The sequence below is a fragment of the Pararhizobium sp. O133 genome (assembly GCF_051669845.1).
Taxonomy (GTDB): Bacteria; Pseudomonadota; Alphaproteobacteria; order Rhizobiales; family Rhizobiaceae; genus Pararhizobium.
The window spans coordinates 2,023,806-2,043,892 of record NZ_CP196426.1; the positions used below are offsets into that span (position 1 = coordinate 2,023,806).

At 61.1% G+C, this 20,087-nt stretch carries 19 protein-coding genes; 14 read left to right on the top strand and 5 right to left on the bottom strand.

Annotated elements, in window-relative coordinates:
- Positions 1-55: 55 nt before the first annotated feature.
- The 7 genes from ypfJ to ACST81_RS09790 all read left to right on the top strand — a co-directional run bounded on the left by ypfJ (position 56) and on the right by ACST81_RS09790 (position 6,775).
- Positions 56-991: a KPN_02809 family neutral zinc metallopeptidase gene (gene ypfJ, locus ACST81_RS09760; protein ID WP_438752807.1), complete on the top strand. Its 936-nt coding sequence runs from the start codon at positions 56-58 to the stop codon at positions 989-991.
- A gap of 241 nt (positions 992-1,232) precedes the next feature.
- A complete protein-coding gene (locus tag ACST81_RS09765; protein ID WP_438752809.1) occupies positions 1,233-1,568 on the top strand; it encodes a hypothetical protein in 336 nt (111 codons plus the stop codon).
- Between the two features lie 56 nt (positions 1,569-1,624).
- Positions 1,625-1,972 carry a hypothetical protein gene (locus ACST81_RS09770; RefSeq protein WP_438752811.1) on the top strand — a complete coding sequence of 116 codons (348 nt, stop codon included), beginning with the start codon at positions 1,625-1,627 and terminating at the stop codon, positions 1,970-1,972.
- A 220-nt stretch (positions 1,973-2,192) separates the two neighbouring features.
- A complete protein-coding gene (locus ACST81_RS09775) occupies positions 2,193-3,092 on the top strand; it encodes a LysR family transcriptional regulator (RefSeq protein WP_438752813.1) in 900 nt (299 codons plus the stop codon).
- A 150-nt stretch (positions 3,093-3,242) separates the two neighbouring features.
- The gene (locus ACST81_RS09780) at positions 3,243-4,499 is read left to right on the top strand and encodes a TCR/Tet family MFS transporter (RefSeq protein WP_438752815.1); all 1,257 of its coding nucleotides are present in this window, start codon (positions 3,243-3,245) and stop codon (positions 4,497-4,499) included.
- Positions 4,500-4,768: 269 nt separating this feature from the next.
- A complete protein-coding gene (locus ACST81_RS09785) occupies positions 4,769-6,175 on the top strand; it encodes an MATE family efflux transporter (RefSeq protein ID WP_438752816.1) in 1,407 nt (468 codons plus the stop codon).
- Positions 6,176-6,283: 108 nt separating this feature from the next.
- The gene (locus ACST81_RS09790) at positions 6,284-6,775 is read left to right on the top strand and encodes a hypothetical protein (protein ID WP_438752819.1); all 492 of its coding nucleotides are present in this window, start codon (positions 6,284-6,286) and stop codon (positions 6,773-6,775) included.
- Between the two features lie 228 nt (positions 6,776-7,003).
- On the opposite strand, the gene carA is transcribed toward ACST81_RS09790, so the two are convergent.
- Entirely contained in the window at positions 7,004-8,209 is a 1,206-nt protein-coding gene (gene carA, locus ACST81_RS09795) for a glutamine-hydrolyzing carbamoyl-phosphate synthase small subunit (protein WP_438752821.1), read from the bottom strand.
- A 270-nt stretch (positions 8,210-8,479) separates the two neighbouring features.
- Between carA and ACST81_RS09800 the strand changes: the two genes are divergently transcribed.
- Positions 8,480-8,938 carry a GatB/YqeY domain-containing protein gene (locus ACST81_RS09800; RefSeq protein WP_438752823.1) on the top strand — a complete coding sequence of 153 codons (459 nt, stop codon included), beginning with the start codon at positions 8,480-8,482 and terminating at the stop codon, positions 8,936-8,938.
- Here ACST81_RS09800 and ACST81_RS09805 read toward each other — a convergent pair.
- The 3 genes from ACST81_RS09805 to ACST81_RS09815 form a co-directional block, all read right to left on the bottom strand.
- Positions 8,913-9,800: a hypothetical protein gene (locus tag ACST81_RS09805; protein WP_438752825.1), complete on the bottom strand. Its 888-nt coding sequence runs from the start codon at positions 9,798-9,800 to the stop codon at positions 8,913-8,915. The genes ACST81_RS09800 and ACST81_RS09805 overlap by 26 nt on opposite strands.
- A gap of 123 nt (positions 9,801-9,923) precedes the next feature.
- Positions 9,924-10,259: a BrnA antitoxin family protein gene (locus ACST81_RS09810; RefSeq protein WP_438752828.1), complete on the bottom strand. Its 336-nt coding sequence runs from the start codon at positions 10,257-10,259 to the stop codon at positions 9,924-9,926.
- Positions 10,222-10,512, bottom strand: coding sequence for a BrnT family toxin (locus ACST81_RS09815; RefSeq protein WP_438752831.1), 291 nt, complete (start codon positions 10,510-10,512; stop codon positions 10,222-10,224). Before ACST81_RS09815 ends, ACST81_RS09810 begins: the two co-directional genes overlap by 38 nt.
- Before the next feature lie 157 nt (positions 10,513-10,669).
- Here ACST81_RS09815 and dnaG point away from each other — a divergent pair, with 157 nt between their 5' ends.
- The 3 genes from dnaG to recQ all read left to right on the top strand — a co-directional run bounded on the left by dnaG (position 10,670) and on the right by recQ (position 15,894).
- Entirely contained in the window at positions 10,670-12,664 is a 1,995-nt protein-coding gene (gene dnaG, locus ACST81_RS09820) for a DNA primase (RefSeq protein WP_438752834.1), read from the top strand.
- A 212-nt stretch (positions 12,665-12,876) separates the two neighbouring features.
- Positions 12,877-13,854, top strand: coding sequence for a hypothetical protein (locus tag ACST81_RS09825; RefSeq protein ID WP_438752837.1), 978 nt, complete (start codon positions 12,877-12,879; stop codon positions 13,852-13,854).
- A 183-nt stretch (positions 13,855-14,037) separates the two neighbouring features.
- Positions 14,038-15,894, top strand: a complete 1,857-nt coding sequence (recQ, locus tag ACST81_RS09830) for a DNA helicase RecQ (protein WP_438752839.1) — start codon at positions 14,038-14,040, stop codon at positions 15,892-15,894.
- A 294-nt stretch (positions 15,895-16,188) separates the two neighbouring features.
- Here the strand turns inward: recQ and ACST81_RS09835 are convergent, their stop codons facing one another.
- On the bottom strand, positions 16,189-16,959 hold the full coding sequence (locus ACST81_RS09835; protein WP_438752841.1) for an SDR family oxidoreductase: 771 nt from the start codon (positions 16,957-16,959) through the stop codon (positions 16,189-16,191).
- Positions 16,960-17,203: 244 nt separating this feature from the next.
- Here ACST81_RS09835 and ACST81_RS09840 point away from each other — a divergent pair, with 244 nt between their 5' ends.
- From ACST81_RS09840 to ACST81_RS09850, 3 genes are all read left to right on the top strand, one after another.
- Positions 17,204-18,391, top strand: coding sequence for a glycine C-acetyltransferase (locus ACST81_RS09840; RefSeq protein WP_438752844.1), 1,188 nt, complete (start codon positions 17,204-17,206; stop codon positions 18,389-18,391).
- Between the two features lie 242 nt (positions 18,392-18,633).
- Positions 18,634-19,668, top strand: a complete 1,035-nt coding sequence (gene tdh / locus ACST81_RS09845) for an L-threonine 3-dehydrogenase (RefSeq protein ID WP_438752846.1) — start codon at positions 18,634-18,636, stop codon at positions 19,666-19,668.
- Positions 19,669-19,730: 62 nt separating this feature from the next.
- Positions 19,731-20,075 (top strand): GFA family protein, encoded by a 345-nt coding sequence (locus ACST81_RS09850; protein WP_438752848.1) that lies wholly within the window; start codon positions 19,731-19,733, stop codon positions 20,073-20,075.
- Positions 20,076-20,087 lie beyond the last annotated feature (12 nt).

Below are 20,087 nucleotides of genomic sequence, written 5' to 3' on the forward strand. Positions count from 1 at the left end.
TATATGGTCGGCAATCGCAGGCCGATGGCCGCAGAGGAAGACGGGAGATCGCAGCATGGAATGGAAGGGCCGGCGCCAATCGGGCAATATCGAGGATCAGCGCGGCTCCGGTCCCGTCCGGGGCGGTCTTGGTGGAAATCCGTTCGGGCGCGGCGGCGGTTTCCGCATTCCGACCGGCGGCGGCGGTCGTGGCGGCGGCATGAGCATCGGCACGATCATCTTCCTGGTCGTCATCTATTTCGTCCTGAAGATGATGGGCATAGACATGCTGCAGGTGCTCGACGGCGGCCAGGGCACATCCCCGTCCGGCTACGAGCAGACGCAAGGATCGTCTCCGCAGGGGTCGGCGCAGGAGGAAGAGACCAAAGCCTTCGTCTCTACCGTATTGGCCGAGACGGAAGATACCTGGAACGGCATTTTCCAGGCCAGCGGCGAAACCTACGAGGAGCCGAAGCTGGTCCTCTTCCGCGACGGCATCAATTCCGCCTGCGGTATGGCGTCGTCGGCCACCGGCCCGTTCTATTGCCCGGGCGATCACAAGGTCTATCTCGATATGGCATTTTTCGACGAACTGGCGCAGAAATTCGATGCCGCCGGCGACTTCGCCGAAGCGTATGTCATCGCCCATGAGGTCGGCCATCACGTCCAGAACCTGCTCGGCATTCTGCCCAAGGTCAATCAGCAGCGCCAGCGGGTGAGCGAAGCCGAGTCAAACCAGTTGTCTGTGCGTGTCGAACTGCAGGCGGATTGCTTCGCCGGCATCTGGGGCAAATATACCCAGCAGAAGGGCCTGCTCGAGCAGGGTGACCTAGAGGAAGCTTTGAACGCCGCCACCCAGATCGGCGACGACACGTTGCAGAAGCGCAGCCAGGGCTATGTCGTGCCGGAGAGCTTCAACCACGGTACATCCGCCCAGCGCGCGGCCTGGTTCAAGCGCGGCTTCGACAGCGGCAAGCTCTCGGCCTGCGACACGTTCAAGGGCAATATCTGAGACCGGCCGTGACCCGAACTGTGACTTTTCGCCCGCTCCGCGATCCGCTGGTGCGGGCGATTTCGTATCAAGAATACGTGCATAGGTCGTGATCGGAAAATTTCGGTTCCATCTCGCTGTGCCTGTCGCAAAGCCTATAAAACGAACTATATCTTCCTTGATGACCGGCTTCATACCTTGGCACGCTGGCCAGGTGTTTGCCGTTGAGCCGATTGGCCACTGGCCGATAGAGGATACAATCATGTTGAAATCCATTTCCCTCGCCATTGTGGCTGCCACGCTGGGCCTCTCAGCCGCAGTGCCCGCCGGCGCAACCGAAACGCTCGCGACCATCCTCTTCGGCCATCCCTCCGAGCGTGGCATCGCGGTCGTTTTCCTGCGCTCCAACTATCATGACGACGACCTCGTTCCCGGCATCTATCGCCATCCGTCGCCCGAAATGCGGGCGCGCGCACAGAGCGAAATCGCCTCCAACCCCGTCATCCGGGCCTCGCTCGAGCGCCGCAATATCCAGCCGCACAATGTTGTTGCCATCCAGACCGCGCTCGACGGCGGCAAGATCATCTATGCGCGATGACAGGGCTGTTTCCTGTGGCGCTGTTGATGGAACAAGAGAATGAACGGAGAATTGCCGTGAAGAAAATCGTAACGCTTGCATTGGCCGCCGCGCTTCTCGCCCCTCTTGGCACCGGCCTCTCCACTGAACCCGCCTATGCCCAGAAGGCACGGGTGAGCCGCGATGCCGGCGCCGGTCCCGGTGTGACGATCGTCCGCATCCGCGACTATATCGGTCCCGATGAATTTCAGGATGTGCCGCGCACCTACCGTTTCCCTTCCGCGCAAACGCTGGCGAAGGGCCAGGAGGAAATCCGAAATGTTCCCAATATCCGGGCAGCCTTGCAGAGACGCGGCATCTCCCCGCGCAACGTGGTCGGCGTCCAGACGGCCTTCAACGGCGGCAAGATCGTTTATGTGAGGTAAGCGCTATTTCTAGACAGAGGCACCGGCTGCGCCGGGAGCCTCTGTCTGCGAAGACGGTCTTGTCTCACTTCTCGCTGTCCATATGGCGAGCACGGCTTCCGGATCGCGCCCGCCTGCGGCCGTGCTTTGGGGACGGCGGCTTCGATGCTCCGGTTTTACTGCGAAATGCTTTGTGCGATAATCCGGATCTATGTGAACAAGCCGTTTGGATAATCGCACAATGACCGATCTGCCGCTTGCCGACCTCGACGCCTTCATGGCTGTCGCGCGGGACCGTAATTTTCGCGCCGCCGCCCGCAAGCGCGGCGTCTCGCCCTCGTCACTGAGCGAGGCCCTGCGCCGGCTGGAGGAAAGGCTTGGCGTCCGTCTGCTCAACCGCACGACCCGCAGCGTCACGCTGACGGAGGCGGGCGAACAGTTGATGGAGCGCCTGTCGCCGGCGCTGGGCGAGGTCGCCTCGGCGCTCGACCAGATTGGCAGCTTTCGCGACAGCGCCACCGGCACGCTGCGCCTCAACGTTGCCACCGTCGTCGCCAAGGTCGTGCTGCCGGATATCGTCGCGGATTTTCTCAAAGCCTATCCCGGCATCACGCTGGAGGTGATCGGTGACGACAGTTTCATTGATGTGTTGGCGGCCGGCTTCGATGCCGGTGTGCGGTATGACGAGCGGCTGGAAAAGGACATGATCGCCGTGCCGATCGGCCCGCGCCGGCAGCGTTTCGTCACCGCCGCGTCGCCCGCCTATCTGCTGGCCCACGGCGAACCGCGCCATCCGCGCGATATCCTCGACCATGTCTGTATCCGTCATCGCTTCGCCAGCGGCCGGGTGTCCTCCTGGGAATACGAGCGCGGCAACGAGGTGGTGCGCATCTCGCCGCAGGCCCGCATTACCGCCAATACGCTGGAACTGGAGATCCGCGCTGCCGTCGCCGGCCTTGGCATCATCGCCACTTTCGAGGAGTTCCTGGCGCCGGCCATCGCCACCGGCGAACTCGTGCCCATCCTTGAGGACTGGGCACCGGAATTTCCCGGTCCCTATCTCTACTACGCCAGCCGCCGCCACATGCCGCCACCGTTGCGCGCCTTTCTCGATTTTCTGAAGAGCCGGCCGAGAACATAATCGCCGGAAACCCGATCAATGTTCCAGAAGCATTCATCAAGAACATTGAAATGTTCACGGATTGTTTCGCTGCCTGATTTTCTGTAAACACCCTTTGCCAGTCCGTGTTCGCGTTCTGTATCCGTTTGAAGCCGTCGAGAGGTGTGTTCGATGATCGATCCGAAGTCAGCGCGGCGCGGCCTTGTCCTGGTTTTCATCATTCTCTTCCTCGATATCATGGGCATCGCGATCATCGTGCCGGTGCTGCCGAGCTATCTGAAGGAATTGACGGGCGATACGATCAGTGAGGCGGCGGTCGATGGCGGCTGGTTGCTTCTGGTCTATTCCGGCATGCAGTTCCTCTTCGCGCCGCTGATCGGCAACCTGTCGGATCGCTTCGGCCGGCGGCCGATCCTGCTGGCTTCGGTGCTGACCTTCGCGCTCGACAATCTGATCTGCGCGCTGGCAGTCAGCTACTGGATGCTGTTCGTCGGGCGGGTGCTCGCCGGCATCAGTGGCGCCAGCTTCTCGACGGCGGCCGCCTATATCGCCGATGTCAGCGATGACAGCAATCGCGCCAGGAATTTCGGCCTGATCGGCATCGCTTTTGGAACCGGTTTCGCGCTCGGGCCGGTGCTCGGCGGCCTGCTCGGGGAGTTCGGCCCCCGCATTCCCTTCTATGGTGCCGCAGCCCTGTCCTTCCTCAACTTCGTCGTCGCCTGGTTCCTGTTGCCGGAAACGCTGGAAAGCCACAATCGCCGCCGTTTCGAATGGCGCCGCGCCAATCCGCTGGGTGCGCTGAAACAGATGCGCAACTATCCCGGCATCGGCTGGGTGCTTCTGGTCTTCTTCCTGCTCTGGCAGGCCCATGCGGTCTATCCAGCCGTCTGGTCCTTCGTCTCGTCCTATCGTTATGGCTGGAGCGAGGGACAGATCGGCCTGTCGCTCGGCATTTTCGGCGTTGGCGGTGCCCTCGTCATGGCGCTGGTTCTGCCACGCATCCTTCCGCTTCTGGGCGAATGGAAGACCGGCGCGATCGGGCTCATTTTCACTGGGCTCGGATTGTTCGGCTATGCTTTCGCGTTCCAGGGCTGGATGGTCTATGCCGTCATTCTCGCCACCTGCCTGGAATCGCTCGCCGATCCGCCACTGCGCAGCATCGCCTCGGCCAAGGTGCCGCCATCGGCGCAGGGTGAGTTGCAAGGCGCGCTGTCGAGCCTCTCCAGCCTCACTACCATCATCGGCCCGCTGATGTTCGCGCAGATGTTCAGCACCTTCACGGCACCGGACGCGCCGGTCGTCTTCGCAGGTGCCCCCTATCTGCTCGCCGGCCTTTTCATGCTGTTCGCCATCGGCGTCTATCTCGTCAAACTGCGGCCGGCATCCGCGGTCAGCGAGGATCCGGACGGGGCGCCGCAGTCGGCGTGACGGGGCCTACTGCATAATTCCTTAAACCGGAATCGGTTTAAGGATGAAATTATGCAGCAGGTATAAAGTGCTACAGCGAACCTGAGTGCGTCATATATGACGCACGGCGCTGTAGCTGACGTGAAAACGATCAAAATTTGTGATGTTTGGATGAAAAAATAAGCATTTTGGCCTTTGTTGCTGGTGCTTTACGAGCGGTTCATTTATTTCCGTCTCTTCCGTCGTGCGGCCCATACTGGCTGCGACGAAGCCAAAGGCTCCATTTCATCATGCTGACATCGACCCCAAATCAGGCGGCCGTTCGCACCGATAATTCCTGGCCTGCCCATTACCGCGCAAGCATCTTGCTGGGCGTGCCCTTCGTCGGCGCGCAACTGGCGCAGTTCGCCATCCACGCCACCGACGTGCTCATGGTTGGCCGTCTCGGCACGACCGAGCTTGCCGCCATGGTGCTGGCGGCACAGATGTTCTTCACCGTGTTCATCTTCGGCTCCGGCTTTGCCAATGCCGTCGTGCCGATCGTCGCGCAGGCAGAGGGAAGGGGAGATCGTGTCGCTGTTCGCCGCGCCGTGCGGATGGGCATGTGGGCTGTGCTCGGCTACGGCGTCCTGACGATGCCGTTGCTGTGGCATGCCGAACCGATCTTGGGGCTCATGGGGCAGCAGCCAGAAGTGGCTGAGCTCGCCGGACACTATCTGCAGGTCGCCATGTGGGGCATGTTCCCGGCGCTGCTGTTCATGGTGCTGCGCGGATTCCTGAGTTCGCTGGAGCGTGCCGGCGTCATTCTCTACGTCACGATCATTGTGCTGCTCACCAACGCATTGCTTTGCTATATCTTCATCTACGGCCATTTCGGTGCTCCGGCGCTGGGCATCGTCGGTGCGGCGATTTCCGCGCTTGTCGTCAATGCGCTGAGCTTCGTGCTGCTCTACGCCTATATCCAGGCCCAGCCGAAGACCCGGGATTACGAAATCTTCGTGCGCTTCTGGCGACCGGACTGGCCGGTGCTGAAAGATGTGGTCAAGCTCGGCCTGCCGATCGCCATCACCATCCTTGCCGAAGTCAGCCTGTTCACGGTGGCCTCTCTGTTGATGGGCATGATCGGCACCGTCGAACTGGCTGCCCATGGCATCGCGTTGCAGTTCGCCTCCATCGCCTTCATGGTGCCGCTCGGTCTGGCGCAGGTCGCAACCGTCCGGATCGGTCTCGCCCATGGGCGTCGCGATGCGGAGGGCATCAAGCGGGCGGCAATTGCGGTCCTCGTCATCGGTTGCGGGTTTGCGCTTGTCGGTAGCGCCATCTTCGCGCTGTTTTCTCATGAGCTGGCGGCGCTCTATCTCGATACGCGGCGTCCGGATGCGGCGCAGGTTCTCGCCTATGCCGGCCCGCTGATCGTCATAGCCGGCGCCTTCCAGCTGGTCGATGGCGTGCAGGCGCTCGCTGCCGGCATGTTGCGCGGGCTGAAGGATACGACCGTGCCGATGATCTTGGCGCTCGTTTCCTATTGGGCCATTGGCTTCGTCGCGGCCTATGTGCTCGCCTTCCACGCTGGTCTGGGTGGTATCGGCGTTTGGTACGGCTTCGTGCTCGGCCTTGCCGCCGCCAGCATCTCGCTTACCTGGCGCTTCTTCCGCTTCCTGTCGCGGGAGAGGAAGCAACTGGCTTTGCCGGTATAAGCGTGGCGCTCCGGGGAGGGGCGCTGCCGCTGGTGTGCCGGGCTGTAACACTTATGCAGTAAAAAATCGATTTCTTGATCGGATTTATGGAAACTTGAGGTTGTTCCGTTGTATCAAAATGCAAACGGGATCGCTTATTTGCCGCTGTTTGATGGTGCCGAGGAAAGAATTTGCGAAATGCTCAAGCAGATTGAGCAGGGGCAGCGCGTTCAGATGTGCGCCATTGGCAATTTTACCGAGGCGCAATTCGTCGAGATAAACAGGCTGCGACACGGTATCGGCCTACACCCTCTCGAAAATAACGAAGTGCTTTTTGTTGGGAGGCATATCTACTCAAGCAGATCGAGAGACGGCTATTTGATTTCAGATATCGTCATGCAGATATCATCCGCACTCAGTCCAGACTCTATTCCCATCATTTCACCCAGGATGACGTGCATTCAAAATCCGGACGCGAGATCCGACGGCTATGGAAATAAGGTACATGATAGAGCGGTATTTGAAATGACCGCGAGAAAGCCAAAGGCAGAGCTTTTTTCCGTCATTCCCAAAGGCGATGACAATAAGCCCATATACGCAAAAAGCCCACCGCAAGGATGAGCTATTTGGGAGACGATCCTGGGTAACTATTAAGGTCCAGCGCCCTCGCCTCAATACAATAGATAATACAACCCGATTAGAAAATCAACATTCGGTTGATTGAAACCGGAAGTTCCCGCATTAATCCAAGCGAAAAACCGTGAGAATTTTTGCAGAGATCGTCAACTCGAGAACCCCGGCCTATCCAACTGGATGGCCAGGGCTTTCTGCCATTCCTATCGTGAAATCTCACCGTTCCGCCAGAGCCGGTTCGCCCTTCTTCTCGCGTACCAGATTGATGAAGCGGCGGAAGAGATAGTGGCTGTCCTGCGGGCCGGGTGAGGCTTCCGGATGGTGCTGGACGGAGAAGACGGGCTTGCCGGTCACGCGCAGGCCGCAATTGGTGCCGTCGAACAGGGAAACGTGAGTCTCTTCAACGCCTTCCGGCAGGGACTTCGAATCCACCGCGAAGCCGTGGTTCATCGAGACGATCTCGACCTTGCCGGTCGTGTGGTCCTTCACCGGATGGTTGGCGCCGTGGTGGCCCTGATGCATCTTTTCGGTCTTGGCGCCCAGCGCCAGGCCGAGCATCTGGTGGCCGAGGCAGATCCCGAACAACGGGATGTCGCTCTTGATCAGGTCCTGGATGACCGGAACCGCATATTCGCCGGTTGCCGCCGGGTCGCCCGGGCCGTTCGACAGGAAGATGCCGTCGGGCTTCTGGGCAAGAACCTCTTCCGCCGAGGTTGTGGCCGGCATGACCGTGACCTTGCAGCCCAGCCCGGTGAACAGGCGCAGGATGTTGCGCTTGACGCCGTAGTCGAGCGCGACAACATGATGCGTCGTGTCGGCCTCAGTCAGTTCGTCGAAACCTTCGTTCCAGACCCAGGGCTTCTCGGTCCAGCGCGAGGACTGGCCGGAGGAGGCGACCTTGGCGAGGTCGAGCCCTTCGAGGCCACTCCAGGCTTTGGCTTCGGCCTTCAGCGCCTCGATGTCGAAGACGCCGTTCGGATCATGGGCGATCACCGCGTTCGGCGCGCCGTTTTCGCGGATCCAGGCGGTCAACGCCCGCGTGTCGATGCCGCAGAGGCCGATGACGCCGCGCGCCTTCAGCCAGGCATCGAGATGCTTGGCGGCGCGGTAGCTCGACGGGTCGGTGATATCGGCCTTGAAGATGACGCCGACCGCGCCGTGGCGTGCCGCCGGCGTCAGGTCCTCGATGTCTTCGTCATTGGCGCCGATATTGCCGATATGCGGGAAGGTGAAGGTGACGATCTGGCCGAGATAGGAGGGATCGGTCATGATCTCCTCGTAGCCGGTCAGCGCCGTGTTGAAGACCACTTCGGCCTGCACCTTTCCGGTGGCGCCAATGCCCTTGCCCTCGATGACGGTGCCGTCGGCAAGAACGAGCAGGGCGGTTGGTTTGGCTGATGTCCAGGGGGCTGTCGCGGTCATTGTCTTCATCCCGTTCAGGCGGCGCTTGGCGGACGTTCGTGCGAACGCCGCCTGGCCGTTATGGTTCGCAGGCGGGCAGATGCGGGCGATGGGCGCGCGCTGTCAGGCCTGGTCACGATGTTGGTGCAGGTGACGGTCATTAACCGCAGCTTGGGGGAAGGTCAATCTTGAAGGCGCATGGATCGGCCTTTTACCGCGGTTTTTGCGCAATTCATTTGCTCCCCGTCGGGCGGCTGGTTTATGAAGCGCCATCAAACAGGAGTAAGGACAATGATGCGCGATCAACTCGCTGCCGCCCTCAAGGATGCAATGAGATCGAAGGATGCGGCCCGGCTTTCCACCGTTCGCCTTGTGCAGGCCGAGATCAAGACCCGTGATATCGCCAATCGCGGCGCCGGCAAGGGCGAGGCCAGTGACGACGAAATCCTGCAGATCCTCGCCAAGATGGTCAAGCAGCGCGAGGAATCGGCGAAGATCTACGAGGACAATGCCCGTCCGGAGCTTGCCGCCAAGGAGCGCGCCGAGATCGCCGTGGTCAAGGCCTTCATGCCGGCACAGTTGAGCGAAACCGATGTGCGCGCGAACATTGCCGCCGCGATCGCGGAAGCCGGCGCCAGCGGCCCCAAGGACATGGGCAAGGTGATGGCATTGCTGAAGGAGCGTTATGCCGGGCAGATGGACTTCGCCAAGGCCTCGTCCGTCCTCAAGGAACTGCTGACAGCTGCCTGATTGGCAATTCCGACGCGGTCTCCCGATGGAAGGCCGCGTCGATGATCGCGAATTTTTCCGCCTGATAGTTCCAGTATTCCTGGATGAATGCCTGCGACAGCCACAGCATGTTCCGGCGGTCGATCGTCTCGAAGGCGACGCTGCCCATGTCGCCAGCCTTGCTCATCAGCCGTTTCAGATGCGTCTTGGAAATCATGTAGGATTGGCAGACGTCCGCCGACGAGATCGGGCCGATCAGCGTGCGCGGCGCGTCCGAGTCAAACTGCGTGATCATCGAGATGAAGTAATCCATCACGACGCCGCCGGAATTCGCCCAGGTAAACAGGTTGAACGTCTCGCCGGGATAGCGGACGCCGTGGTTCTCCAGGATGCCGACGGCGATGATCGGTTGAAGCCTTGTGAACAGAGCTGGATTTTCGGTCAGGCAGATGGCGCGGTTGCCGCCATCCAGCGTGTCGAGGATGGCGAGATGGGCGTAAAGCCATTTGACCACCGTCTGCACCGCAATCTCTGTCGGCTCCAGCGGCCGCATGCGATTGTCGGGCGGATTGTCGCTGGCGCGCAGGAATCGATAGGCCATCATTTCCTGCACGAAGGCCGCCGCCGTGTTGCGGCTGGCGATCCGGTAATCCATGGCCCGGGCAACAAAGCGGCCGGCATAGAAGGAAGTGGAGGGATCGGCGGGGTCGCGGCCGTAGTGCAAGGAAAGTCCAAGCTGCGCCATCAGCCAGCGCTGCTGCGAGGCAAAGACCGAAGCCATTCGTGGGCTCTCGGCGAACATGGCGGTCATCTGCCGCGCATAGACCCGCATGGCGTCGAAGAACATGGTGTTGGAAGCAAGCTCGTTCGCAGAGAACATCATCGCGGGAATCCGAAAAGGCTATGAACACTTCATTGCCCTTCTACACGTTTATCATCAACATTTTATTCAAGAAATATGTCATGTTCGCACCTTTTCGGCCATCTGTATCCGCGCGAAAAATACCTATCCTTTGATCCGGCTTTTCTGTTCGGTCATGAAATGACGCAGAACCGCGTTCATTCGGGTTTGATAACCTTTCCCGCTTTTCCTGAAGAAATCGATCACATCCTCGTCAAGCCGGATCGAGACAGCCTTCTTCGGTGTGGGATAGACGATCGTCGCCTTCGACCAGTCGACATCCATGAATTCCGCCCAGTCGGGATCGTCCCGCATGGCGGCCGTGATGTCCTCTTCCGTCATGGCATCGACACGCGCCCAGTCGGTCAGGCTCTTTTCGCCGCGGGCACGTTTTGCGAGGATTTCATTGAGCGAAATTCTGGTGATAGATTCTTTGCTCATTCTTGTGTGCCGGGCGGGCGGAGATGATCCTGCAGATTTCTCCTCGCATCGAATAAACGACTGAGATGATGCGGTTGGTATCTGGGCAAATCGCGAGCGTCCGGACTTCTCCGTTTCTGATGGGCTGAAATTCCACGCGTGGTTCTTGCAGCGCAAGAAGAGCGTCTTCGAAGTCTATGCCGTGCTTGTTGATGTTGTTGATGCGTTTTTGGTCATTCCACTCAAAAGACACCAACGGTTTCGGGTCTGACATTGCAATATCCTGTCGGCATTATCAGGCCCAACGATAACATTACGAAATGTATATACGCGTGCAGCGTCCGTCAAGCTGTGAATATCGCGTATGATCCGTACCCTTGCTGGCGCGGCCCGCGATTGCCGCCTATATGGAGGGCAGATCAGAGGTATTCATGCGCTTTTCCAATTCCTTTCTTGACGAGATCCGCGACCGCGTTCCGATTTCGGACGTGATCGGCCGGCGCGTCACCTGGGATCGCAAGAAGACCAATGCCTCGCGCGGCGACTATTGGGCCTGCTGTCCGTTCCATGGCGAGAAGTCGCCGAGCTTTCATTGCGAGGACCGCAAGGGCCGCTACCATTGCTTCGGTTGCGGCGTGTCCGGCGATCATTTCCGTTTCCTCACCGATCTCGATGGCATGGCCTTTCCCGAAGCCGTGCAGCAGATCGCCGATCTCGCCGGCGTCGCCATGCCACAGCCCGACGTTGAGGCCGAAAAACGCGACCGGCAACGCATCGGCCTGCAGGACGTCATGGAAGTGGCGACGCAGTTCTTCGAAAGCCAATTGCAGACGGCAAATGGCGCCAAAGCACGCGCCTATCTGCGCGACCGGGGCCTGACCGGCCGCACGATCGAGACCTTCCGCCTCGGCTATGCGCCGGACAGCCGCAATGCGCTGAAGGAGTTTTTGGCCGGCAAGGGCATCGCCAAGGACCAGATCGAAGCCTGCGGCCTCGTCGTCCACGGGCCGGACATTCCCGTCTCCTATGACCGTTTTCGCGATCGCATCATGTTCCCGATCTTGTCGTCGCGCGAAAAGGTCATCGCCTTCGGCGGCCGCGCCATGTCGCCGGATGCGCCGGCGAAATATCTCAATTCCAACGAGACGGAGCTCTTCCACAAAGGGAACGTGCTCTACAATTTCTCACGCGCGCGCAGGGCCATGTCCGGTGCTGATGGCGCCGGCACGATCATTGCCGTCGAAGGTTATATGGACGTCATCGCGCTGCATCAGGCGGGCGTCGAGAATGCCGTCGCGCCGCTCGGCACCGCGCTCACCGAAAACCAGATGGCGCTGCTGTGGAAACTCACACAGCAGCCGGTTCTGTGTTTCGATGGAGACGGCGCCGGCATTCGCGCCGCCAATCGCGCCGTCGATCTGGCGCTGCCGCATCTGAAGCCGGGCTATTCCGTCCGCTTCGCCATGCTGCCCGACGGCAAGGACCCGGACGATCTCGTCCGCAACGAAGGCCGCGCACCCTTCGACAAGGTGATGACCTCCGCTCGCTCGCTTTCGGAAATGGTCTGGCTGCGCGAAGCGCAGGCCGGCGGTTTCGACACGCCGGAAGCCCGCGCCCAGTTGGAAGCGACGCTGAAGCAGGTCGTCTCCGTCATCGCCGACGAAAACGTCCGCCGTCATTACGGCCAGGACATCCGCGATCGGCTCAACCAGTTTTTTCAAGGCGCATCCCGACAGCAGAACAACCAGCGTAGTTTTGATCGAAACCAGCACGGCAACAATCGCGGCGGGCAGGGGAACGGCCGTGGCGGACAGGCAGGCGGTCGCATGGCCGAGCGTGGAGGCGTGTCAGACCGGCTGGCCCGTTCCTCGCTGGTCAGCGGCAATCAGGGTCTGCCACCTCTTCGAGAGAGCGTGCTGGCGCTCACCATCGTCAACCATCCGCATCTGCTGTTTGCCGAATATGACGAGATTTCAGCGATCGAATACGACAATCGCGACCTGCAGCGCTTCTGGTCGTCCGTGCTCAATGCCGCCGCCGCCAAGGGGCCGCGCCTGTCGCGCGAAAACCTGATCGAGCAGTTGCAGGCCGAAGGCTTCGACCCGCTCCTGAAATCGCTCGACCAACAGATCCGCTTCGCCCGCCTCTGGACCGCGACCACCGCCGCAGCCCCCGAGGATGCCCGCGAAGGCTATCTCCAGGCGCTGGCGCTGCATCAGCGCACCAAGGCGCTGCTCTGGCAGCGCCGCGAACTCGAAAGCGAACTTGCCTATGCGACGGAGGAAGGCGACGACGACGCTGTCAGCCAGATTCTGCGCAACCTGCAGGAAGTCCAGCTCGAAGTGACAAGGCTGGAAAACCAGGAAGCCATCATCGATGGGTTCGGGGTCCTGTCGGGACGGGTGAAGGGACCGGCGGGGAAGTGAGGGTGGCTGTGAGCGGGGCGCCAAACTCGGTAGCTGCCTGAAAACCAGCGCGGCTGTTTGATGTGCTGCATCGTCAGATGATCCTGGGGCGCGGGTTTGCGCCCGCCGCAGCCCGATCACGATGCCATCGATGCCATTGGCAAACTAATGTTCCACCAATGAATTGACTCGCGTAGACGAGTTGCACATGCTGTCCGAACCGGGAGTTTTTGATGGCAAATTCGGAAAGCTTTAGACCAGGTACAACAGCGATCGCAATCGCGCCGGAGGCGCACAACGTTGTTATACAGGACGTTTTGATCACAGGCAGTGACATAGGAATCCGTAGCGAGGGGGCTACAGGTCTCATCGCAAAAGACGTCTCGTTCCGTGGTGTCAGCTTACCCTTCGATATAAAAGGCGAAGCTTCAATATCCGGCACCAAAATTAGCTCTGACCCAAAAATCAGAAGCAGTTCTCGCGGCCGTAGCATGATAGGCTGGACATCCATCAAGGGACCCGCACTGCCTTCGTATTGCGACGAATGTGGTAACGTATTTGCCTCTCAAAACTACGATCTGGCCGGCCCCTACTTCAATCTTTGGCGTAACGAAGACACCTGTATTGTATGTGGGAATGAGCATGCGAAGCTGAGCCAAGGGCATTTCGACCTAGCACGCGACACGGTTCGCATCCTCCGGGCGCCAGACATCACGAAGGAGATGTTGCAGCGACTGTCAGAAATCGGCGCTGGCGCCTTGTTCGGCAAACTAAAGCCTGAAACCGCCGTCGCCCTTGCGCAGAAGGTTCACCCGAGCTTCGGCGATCTTCTTCGTCGGTATATTTCCACCGGCAGGAAGGCCGGTATGCTATTCTTGGCGGCGGTTGGGGCGCTCGTTACCTTGAGTGATGGCGCGGAACTGGTGGGGATAACAGACCCCGATGTCGTGAACCAAAAAGTCCTTGAAGAGGTTTTGTCTAAACATGAGTCAATGTGGACGAAGCAGCTTGAAAAGATGAACGTCCAACAGAACCAGGATAGCCGCACCTCCAACGACCCGGCAGACACTCCAAATAAAGCCGGCCATGAACCGGGCAGTAGCGACCAAAAAATTGGCGATTCTTCGATGCCTGACGCTAAAATTATGAAGTCCAGCCGCAAGGTCAAGAATCGCCTTCATAACAGCATGGGCCGCTCTAGAACGCGATAGCTTAGACGAGCTATCATCACGCCGCTTGTCTCTCATAAGCGCCCGCATAACGGGTGGTAACCGCACCTGTCCCCGTTCACGGGCTTGTTAAACCCCGCCGCCCAAAAGGCTGGCGGTTGCGATAAGTGTCGCCCCAACCACCCCATCCGTGCCATAGTCCCTTCTCCCCACGAAAGCGATTCCATGCCGCAGATCCAAGACCGCATCGATCCCCTGTTTGACAACGAAGGTGCGAAAAATCCACTTTCGGTTCTGAAAAGGGTCTACGGCTACTCTGCTTTTCGCGGCAAGCAGGCGGAGGTGGTCGAACGCGTCGTGTCGGGCGGCGATGCCGTCGTGCTGTTTCCGACGGGGGCCGGCAAGTCGCTCTGTTTCCAGATTCCCGCCCTTTGCCGCGATGGCGTCGGCATCGTCGTCTCGCCGCTGATCGCGCTGATGCGCGATCAGGTGGAGGCGCTGAAACAGCTTGGCGTGCGCGCCGCCGCGCTCAATTCGTCCCTGACGCGCGAGGAATTTCTCGACGTGCGCCGGGCGGTCGCCGATGGCAGCCTCGATCTCCTCTATGTGACGCCCGAGCGCATCGTCACCTCCGCCTTCAAGGAGATGATCGGCAATTCCAGGATCGCGCTGTTTGCCATCGACGAGGCGCATTGCGTGTCCCAGTGGGGCCATGATTTTCGCCCGGAATATCGCGAGCTCGGCCATCTCGGCGAGTTCTATCCCGGCGTGCCGCGCATCGCGCTGACGGCCACCGCCGATCCGCATACCCGCGAGGACATCATCGACAGGCTCGGCCTGCGTTCGGCGGAAGTCTTTACCACCTCGTTCGACCGGCCCAACATCGCCTATGAGCTCGTCGAGCGCGACCAGCCGCGCCAGCAGCTCCTGCGCTTCCTGTCGCGCCACAAGGGCGCCAGCGGCATCGTCTATTGCCTGTCACGCGCCAAGGTCGAGGACACCGCCGAATGGCTGAACGGGCAGGGGGTGCGCGCGCTCGCCTATCATGCCGGCATGGACAGGGCGGTGCGCGATGCCAACCAGGATGCGTTCCTCAAGGAAGAGGATCTCTGCCTCGTCGCCACTGTCGCCTTCGGCATGGGCATCGACAAGCCGGATGTGCGCTATGTCGCCCATCTCGACCTGCCGGGTTCGGTCGAGGCCTATTACCAGGAAACCGGCCGGGCCGGGCGCGATGGCCTGGCCTCCGAGGTCTGGATGGCCTACGGCATGGCCGATGTCATCCAGCGCGGCCGGATGATCGACGAGGGTGGCTCGGCCGACGAGATCAAGCGGGTCGAGCGCGCCAAGCTGAATGCGCTTCTCGCCATCTGCGAGACGCCCGGCTGCCGCCGCCAGGCGATCCTTGCCCATTTCGGCGAGGCCCATGGCGGCCAATGCGGCAATTGCGATACCTGCCTCAAGCCCGTCGAGACCTGGGACGGCACCGAGGCCGCCATCAAGGCGCTCGCCGCCATCTACCGCACCGGCGAGCGGTTCGGCACCGGCCACCTGATCGACGTGCTGCTCGGTAATGAGAACGAAAAGACCAGCCGTTTCGGCCATGCCGACATGCCGGTCTTCGGCGCCGGCAAGGATATCCCTTCGAAAACCTGGCAGTCGGTCTACCGGCAATTGCTCGCCGCCGGCCTCGTCAGCGTCGATCACCAGGCTTTTGGCGCGCTGAAGCTGGAACCGGACGCCCGCGCCGTCTTCAAGCACGAGCGCGAGGTGCGCTTCCGCAAGGACCGCCCGACCACCGGCAAGGCGGCGCGGCATTCCAGGGGCGGCTCGCCGGCCGCGAAAGCCGAATTGTCCGGCGGCGACCAGGAGCTTTTCCAGCAATTGCGAGCGTTGCGCGCCTCCCTTGCCAAGGAACTGTCGGTGCCGCCCTATGTCATCTTCCCGGATACGACGCTGATCGCGCTCTCCAAGGACCGCCCCCAGACCCGCGACGCGCTGCTTAACATTTCCGGCATTGGCCAATCCAAGCTGGAGCGCTACGGTGATGCTTTCCTGAAGGTCGTGCGGGCGTTCGAGTAGCCCGATCTTCCCTTCTCCCCTCGGGGAGAAGGTGGCCCGAAGGGCCGGAGGAGGGGGGAAGGCCGTTGAACACCGCATTTGCCGCCTCACCCCCCTCTGTCGCTTCGCGACATCTCCCCCACAAGGGGGGGAGATCATTCTTTTCCGTCATTTCCAACCAAAGTAAGGGACGCACAAAGCCTGCGGCCAATCTCCCCCCTTGTGGGGGAGATGTCAGCGTAGCTGACAGAGGGGGGTGAAATCTCCTCACATGAGGGGCCTCCTATGCAACATCCCCGCCCACCAAAGCCGCCCTCACATCCGCACCGTCATCCCGCCATCCACCGTCAGCACATGGCCGTTGACGAAGGACGCCGCGTCGCTGGCCAGGAACAGCGCCGCACCGGCGATCTCGTCCGGCCGGCCCCAGCGCTGTGCCGGGATGCGCTGGCGCACGAAGGGCATCAGGTCCTCGTCGGCGGCCAGCGCCGCATTGGTCTCGGTGGCGAACCAGCCGGGCGCGATCGCATTGCTGGTGATGCCGAAGGGGCCGTATTCCACCGCCATCGCCCGCATCAGCCCGGTCAGCCCCTGCTTGGCGAGCGGATAGACGCCGTCGCCCGGCAGCGCCACCTGGCCGTTGATCGAGGTCACCGCAATCAGCCGCCCGTGCCCGCCGCGCTTCATGATCGCGGCCGCGTCGCGCGACAAGGTCGTGGCGGCGATCAGGTCGGTGCGGATCAGATCGATGATCGCCTCGTCGTCGAAATCGGCAAGCGGCCTTCGGTCGCGGGCGCCGACATTGTTGACGAGGACGTCCAGCCGTCCGTGGCGGCGCTGGATGCCGGCAAGTGCTTCGCGCTGCGCTGGCCGCTCGGTAATGTCGAAGACGAGCGCCTCGGCGCTGCCGCCGGCCGAAACGATCGTGCCCACGGCCTCCTCCAATGTGGCTGCCGTGCGCCCGTTGATCGCCACATGGGCACCGGCCTCAGCCAGCGTCCGGGCGATCTCCAGCCCCAGGCCCCGCCCGCCGCCGGTCACCAGCGCCACCCGGCCCTTGAGGGAAAACCTGTCGAGAATTGTCATTGCCGCCATCCGTTGCTGCCGTTTCCTCCATCGACAGCGAGGCCACCGCTCCTGTCAAGTCCGCCGGCGCGGTTGCGCGTGTCGCAACCGGCATGTCGCATCTGGACAAATCCGCCCGATCGGCCTATCGCGTCAGGGTGAATGTCCCGATCCACCGGCCTTGGCGCTTGCCCGTCGCGACTGTGCGGGTCTGTCTTATGCCGGTCCTCATCGCACCCGATCCCTCGTTTGGAAAGCGGCCTCCATGACGTCAGCCTTCATCCAGCATCTCACCACCGAACTCGAAGGCCTGAAGTCCTCCGGCCTCTACAAGACCGAGCGGGTCATCACCTCGAAACAGGCCGGCGAGATTAAGGTTTCCTCGGGCGAAAAGGTGCTGAACTTCTGCGCCAACAATTATCTCGGCCTTGCCGACAGCGAGGAACTGGCCGAAGCCGGCAAGCGGGCGCTCGATCGCTACGGCTATGGCATGGCGTCCGTGCGCTTCATCTGCGGCACCCAGGAAGAGCACAAGCAGTTGGAGGCGCGCATCTCGTCCTTCCTGCGCATGGAGGACACGATCCTCTATTCCTCCTGCTTCGATGCCAATGGCGGCCTGTTCGAGACGCTGCTTGGCGAGGAGGACGCGATCATTTCCGACGCGCTCAACCATGCCTCGATCATCGACGGCGTCCGCCTCTCCAAGGCAAAACGCTTCCGCTATGCCAATAACGACATGGCGGCGCTGGAGGAGGAGTTGAAGAAGGCCGAAGGCGCCCGCTTCAAGCTGATCGCCACCGATGGCGTCTTTTCCATGGACGGCATCATCGCCAATCTGCAAGGGGTCTGCGACCTTGCCGAGAAATACGGCGCCATGGTCATGGTCGATGACAGCCACGCCGTCGGCTTCGTCGGCAAACATGGCCGCGGCTCGGCGGAATATTGCGGTGTCGAGGGCAGGGTGGATATCATCACCGGCACGCTCGGCAAGGCGCTCGGCGGCGCCTCGGGCGGTTATACGTCAGGCAAGGCGGAGGTCGTCGATTGGCTGCGCCAGCGCTCGCGCCCCTATCTGTTTTCCAATACGCTCGCCCCGGTCATCGCGAGCGCCTCGCTGAAAGTGTTCGACCTGATCGACAATGGCGATGCCTTGCGCGCGCGCCTTGAAGCCAACGCCGCGCTGTTCCGCAGCGAAATGGGCAAGCTCGGCTTCACGCTCGCCGGCGAGGGGCATCCGATCATCCCGGTCATGCTCGGCGATGCCACGCTCGCCCAGGCCTTTGCGGCCCGGATGCTGGAAAAAGGCGTCTACGTCGTCGGCTTCGCCTTCCCCGTCGTCCCCAAGGGCCAGGCCCGCATCCGCACCCAGATGTCGGCGGCCCACAGCGAGGCGGATGTGCGGCGGGCGATTGCGGTGTTCGAGGATGTGGGTAGGGAACTGGGCGTGATTTGAGCGGCGACTACCCCTCACCAACTTCGGCCAAGGGTTCGACTGCGTCTCACCCGGCCTTCGTATCCTCTCCCGCAAGGGGAGAGGAAAACCTGCCGCACCATCTTGCCTCCTATGAGGAACGGTGATCGTGGCACCCTACCTCTCCCCTTGCGGGAGAGGATAGCAAGCCCGAACGAGACGCAGTCGAGTTCTTGGGCGCGCTTGGTGAGGGGTATTCTGCGGAAATCCAGGGAGAGCACGAAATGACAAACATGATGAAAGCCCTCGTCAAATCCAAAGCCGAAGTCGGCCTCTGGATGGAGCATGTGCCGGTGCCGGAGCCCGGTCCCAATGACGTGCTGATCAAGGTGAAAAATTCCGCCATCTGCGGCACCGATGTGCATATCTGGAACTGGGACCAGTGGGCGCAGAAGACCATTCCGGTGCCGATGGTCGTCGGCCATGAATTCGTCGGCGAGATCGCCGAGATCGGTTCGGCCGTCACCAAGCATCATGTCGGCGAGCGTGTTTCGGGCGAAGGGCATATTGTCTGTGGCAAGTGCCGAAACTGCCGGGCGGGCAGGGGACATCTCTGCCGCAACACGCTCGGTGTTGGCGTGCATCGCCCGGGCTCGTTCGGCGAATATGTCTGCATTCCCGAATACAATGTCGTCTCCATCCCCGACGATGTGCCGGATGAAGTTGCCGCCATCTTCGACCCCTTCGGCAATGCCGTCCACACCGCGCTCTCCTTCGATGTCGTCGGCGAGGACGTGCTGGTCACCGGCGCCGGCCCGATCGGCATCATGGGCGCCATGGTCGCCAAGCGCTCCGGCGCCCGCAAGGTCGTCATCACCGATATCAATCCGGTGCGTCTGGCGCTTGCCGAGAAGATGGGCATCGATTATGTCGTCGATGCTTCGAAGGAGAACCTTTCCGACGTGATGAAGCGCATCGGCATGACCGAGGGCTTCGATGTCGGGCTGGAAATGTCGGGTGCGGCACCGGCATTCCGCGACATGATCGACAAGATGAACAATGGCGGCAAGATCGCCATTCTCGGCATCGCGCCGACCGGCTTCGAGATCGACTGGAACAAGGTTATCTTCAAGATGCTCAATCTCAAGGGCATCTATGGCCGCGAAATGTTCGAGACCTGGTACAAGATGATCGCCTTCGTGCAAGGCGGCCTCGACCTTTCCCCGATCATCACCCACCGGATCGGCATCGACGATTTCCGCGATGGTTTCGAGGCGATGCGGTCCGGCAATTCCGGCAAGGTGGTGATGGACTGGTAAGCGCTTGAATTCCCCCATAGCTGTGTCATCTGTTGTGAACGAAACGCTTGGGGAGGGCGCTGATGGCCTATATCGGTAGCTGTCATTGCGGTGGTATTGTCTTCGAGGTCGATGGCGAGATCACCGAAGTGATAGACTGCAATTGCTCGATGTGCCGCCGGCGCGGCGGGCTGACCGCTTTCGTGCCGAGCGAAATTGTGACGCTGCGCACGCCGGAATCAGCTATCTCCACCTATCAGTTCCATAAGCATGTCATCCTGCACCATTTCTGCGCCGTCTGCGGCATCGCGCCCTATGGCGAGGGGGACGGAATGGACGGCCCAATCGCGGCGATCAATGTCCGTTGCCTGCCGGACGTGGATCTGGATTCGCTTGTCGTGATCAAGGTCGATGGCAAGCAGTTCTGAGGCAGCGCCTTG

Excerpts from the sequence above, each read along its gene's own strand:
- dnaG (WP_438752834.1), top strand. The coding sequence starts at position 10,670 with ATGCGCTTTTCCAATTCCTTTCTTGACGAGATCCGCGACCGCGTTCCG.
- ACST81_RS09775 (WP_438752813.1), top strand. The coding sequence starts at position 2,193 with ATGACCGATCTGCCGCTTGCCGACCTCGACGCCTTCATGGCTGTCGCG.
- ACST81_RS09765 (WP_438752809.1), top strand. The coding sequence starts at position 1,233 with ATGTTGAAATCCATTTCCCTCGCCATTGTGGCTGCCACGCTGGGCCTC.
- ACST81_RS09805 (WP_438752825.1), bottom strand. The coding sequence starts at position 9,800 with ATGATGTTCTCTGCGAACGAGCTTGCTTCCAACACCATGTTCTTCGAC.
- ACST81_RS09815 (WP_438752831.1), bottom strand. The coding sequence starts at position 10,512 with ATGTCAGACCCGAAACCGTTGGTGTCTTTTGAGTGGAATGACCAAAAA.
- ACST81_RS09800 (WP_438752823.1), top strand. The coding sequence starts at position 8,480 with ATGATGCGCGATCAACTCGCTGCCGCCCTCAAGGATGCAATGAGATCG.
- ACST81_RS09825 (WP_438752837.1), top strand. The coding sequence starts at position 12,877 with ATGGCAAATTCGGAAAGCTTTAGACCAGGTACAACAGCGATCGCAATC.
- ACST81_RS09850 (WP_438752848.1), top strand. The coding sequence starts at position 19,731 with ATGGCCTATATCGGTAGCTGTCATTGCGGTGGTATTGTCTTCGAGGTC.
- ypfJ (WP_438752807.1), top strand. The coding sequence starts at position 56 with ATGGAATGGAAGGGCCGGCGCCAATCGGGCAATATCGAGGATCAGCGC.
- ACST81_RS09780 (WP_438752815.1), top strand. The coding sequence starts at position 3,243 with ATGATCGATCCGAAGTCAGCGCGGCGCGGCCTTGTCCTGGTTTTCATC.
- ACST81_RS09810 (WP_438752828.1), bottom strand. The coding sequence starts at position 10,259 with ATGAGCAAAGAATCTATCACCAGAATTTCGCTCAATGAAATCCTCGCA.
- tdh (WP_438752846.1), top strand. The coding sequence starts at position 18,634 with ATGACAAACATGATGAAAGCCCTCGTCAAATCCAAAGCCGAAGTCGGC.
- ACST81_RS09785 (WP_438752816.1), top strand. The coding sequence starts at position 4,769 with ATGCTGACATCGACCCCAAATCAGGCGGCCGTTCGCACCGATAATTCC.
- ACST81_RS09835 (WP_438752841.1), bottom strand. The coding sequence starts at position 16,959 with ATGACAATTCTCGACAGGTTTTCCCTCAAGGGCCGGGTGGCGCTGGTG.
- ACST81_RS09840 (WP_438752844.1), top strand. The coding sequence starts at position 17,204 with ATGACGTCAGCCTTCATCCAGCATCTCACCACCGAACTCGAAGGCCTG.
- carA (WP_438752821.1), bottom strand. The coding sequence starts at position 8,209 with ATGACCGCGACAGCCCCCTGGACATCAGCCAAACCAACCGCCCTGCTC.
- recQ (WP_438752839.1), top strand. The coding sequence starts at position 14,038 with ATGCCGCAGATCCAAGACCGCATCGATCCCCTGTTTGACAACGAAGGT.